The organism is Actinophytocola sp., assembly GCF_036402745.1.
Classification (GTDB): domain Bacteria; phylum Actinomycetota; class Actinomycetes; order Mycobacteriales; family Pseudonocardiaceae; genus Actinophytocola.
This window is the reverse complement of sequence record NZ_DASWSJ010000192.1, coordinates 1-2,201: the sequence shown is the minus strand read 5'-3', so window position 1 is coordinate 2,201 and position 2,201 is coordinate 1. Positions and strand designations below refer to the sequence as shown.

At 69.6% G+C, this 2,201-nt stretch carries 4 protein-coding genes; 2 read left to right on the top strand and 2 right to left on the bottom strand.

The window, feature by feature from the left end; all coding sequences use genetic code 11:
- Window positions 1-146: biotin carboxylase N-terminal domain-containing protein (locus VGD70_RS36975; RefSeq protein WP_414637996.1), on the bottom strand; the 146-nt coding region annotated here is incomplete at its 3' end.
- Window positions 147-456: 310 nt separating this feature from the next.
- Between VGD70_RS36975 and VGD70_RS18620 the strand changes: the two genes are divergently transcribed.
- Together VGD70_RS18620 and VGD70_RS18615 are read left to right on the top strand one after the other, a co-directional pair.
- Window positions 457-1,209: an ArsR family transcriptional regulator gene (locus tag VGD70_RS18620; protein WP_414637995.1), complete on the top strand. Its 753-nt coding sequence runs from the start codon at window positions 457-459 to the stop codon at window positions 1,207-1,209.
- Between the two features lie 24 nt (window positions 1,210-1,233).
- Window positions 1,234-1,629: a VOC family protein gene (locus tag VGD70_RS18615; protein WP_331082949.1), complete on the top strand. Its 396-nt coding sequence runs from the start codon at window positions 1,234-1,236 to the stop codon at window positions 1,627-1,629.
- 256 nt (window positions 1,630-1,885) lie between these two features.
- On the opposite strand, the gene VGD70_RS18610 is transcribed toward VGD70_RS18615, so the two are convergent.
- On the bottom strand, window positions 1,886-2,201 hold a 316-nt coding region (locus VGD70_RS18610), incomplete at its 5' end, for an adenosylhomocysteinase (protein WP_331082947.1).

Here is a 2,201-nt window from a genome sequence, read left to right as displayed (position 1 = left end):
CGGACGAAGGTCGCGTCGCGGTCGGCGTCGGTGTAGAGGGCGACCGTCTCGACCCGCGTCCCGGTCTCCGCCGAATGATCCCGGACAGCGTGGATGAGCCGCATCGCGGCCTCTCCACGGTTGACGATGGCGACACGACTGAACACCGGCTGAGCCTCCCAAGTACCTCACACACAGAAGGCGACGTCCCGGGTCCCGGAGCGTCGCCTGCACCTGCCTACACCCTGCTCGATTACCGCCGGGTACACCAATGTCCCGCATCGCGCATACCGGAGCCGCTGCGTTGTGGGGATCCCACAAAAGGCGACCCCGGCCACACCGCCCGGCCGCCGTTTCACGCGAGGTCTGCCACAAAACACGATCGAACCCTACGGCCTTGATGACCAGGGAAACGCCGGTGCACGGAAACTCGACCAGGACACCAGCCAAACCCTGGTGCTCCATCAAATGAGTTTGATGTATTCTCTGCTCGTGGTGCCCTCGGATCACGTCGCCACGCCACCGGGGTTCCTCCGGCTGGCGGGCCACCCCCTGCGCTGGAGCCTGCTGACCGCGCTCGCCGGCAGCGACTACCGGGTCCGCGAGCTCGTCACCCGGGTCGGCCAGCCACAGAACCTGGTCTCCTACCACCTGCGGCTGCTGCGCGACGGGGGGCTGGTCACCGCCACCCGCAGCAGCTTCGACGGCCGGGACAGCTACTACCACCTGGACCTGGACCGCTGCGCGGCCGCGCTGGCCGAGGCGGGCGCCGCGCTGCACCCGGCGTTGCACGTCCCACCGGTCGCTCCGGTCGGCCTTCAGCGGCCGGGAGGCATCGCCGTGCTGTTCGTGTGCACCGGCAACAGCGCCCGCTCACCCATCGCCGAAGCGCTGCTGCGCCACCACACCGCCGGCGGGGTGACCGTGACCAGCGCCGGCAGCCACCCCAAGCCGCAGCTGCACCCCCAGGCCGTGCGGGTTCTGCGCGAGGATTTCGGCATCGACGTCGCCGGCCAGGACCCGCGGCATCTCGACACCGTTGCCCGCCGCCGGTTCGACCACGTGATCACGTTGTGCGACAAGGCCCGCGAAGCCTGCCCCGAGTTCCCCCACCACCCCCGGCGGATCCACTGGAGCATCCCCGACCCCGCCGGCTACCCCGCCTTTCACCACACCGCGGCCGACATCGACACCCGCGTCCGGCACCTGCTGCCGGTCCTCGACAGTTGATCCTCCACAGTTAAGGAGTCCAGCGTGACCGACCAGTACGCCAGCGTCCGATACCTCGTCGACGACGTCCAGGCGGCCATCGACTTCTACACCGCCCACCTCGGCTTCACCGTGAACACCAGCGCCGCCCCCGCCTTCGCCGACGTGGTCCGCGGCCCGCTGCGGCTCCTGCTGTCCGGCCCCGCCAGCTCCGGCGCCCGCGCCACGCCCGAGGACGCCACCGCCGCCGGCCGCAACCGCATCCACCTCGTCGTCGACGACCTGTCCGCCGAGATCGCCCGCCTCCGCGACGCCGGCCTGTCCTTCCGCAGCGACGAGATCGCCGGCCCCGGCGGCCGCCAAATCCTGCTCGCCGACCCCGCCGGCAACCTGATCGAGCTGTTCCAACCCGCCCACCGGCCCACCCCCGCCACGACCTGAGCAGCCGGCGTGGCTAGGGGCGGAGCAGGTGACGGCCGTATAAGGCCTGTCTCGTAGATCTTCGAGTGAAGTCCTGCGCCAACCACGCCGACCACGCCGACCACGCCGACCACCGGAACCTCAGGGGACCGCGACGGCACCTAGCCACCATCCACCGGAACCTCAGGGGACCGTGACGGCACCCAACCACCACCCACCCCGACACCCGCACCATCCGCCGGAACGCAACGCACACTTTTAATCCCGGGGAGGCGGACTAGTACCGGTAGTGGTCGGGCTTGTACGGGCCCTCGACGTGCACGCCGATGTACTCGGCCTGCCTCTTCGACAGGACGGTGAGCTTCACACCCAGCGCCGCCAGGTGCAGCCGGGCGACCTTCTCGTCCAAGTGCTTGGGCAGCACGTACACCTGCCGCTCGAACTCGGTGGGTTTCGTGAACACCTCGATCTGCGCGATCACCTGGTTGGTGAACGAGTTCGACATGACGAAGCTGGGATGGCCGGTGGCGTTGCCGAGGTTGAGCAGCCGGCCTTCGGACAGCAGGAGCACCGTGTGCCCGTCGGGGAAGCGC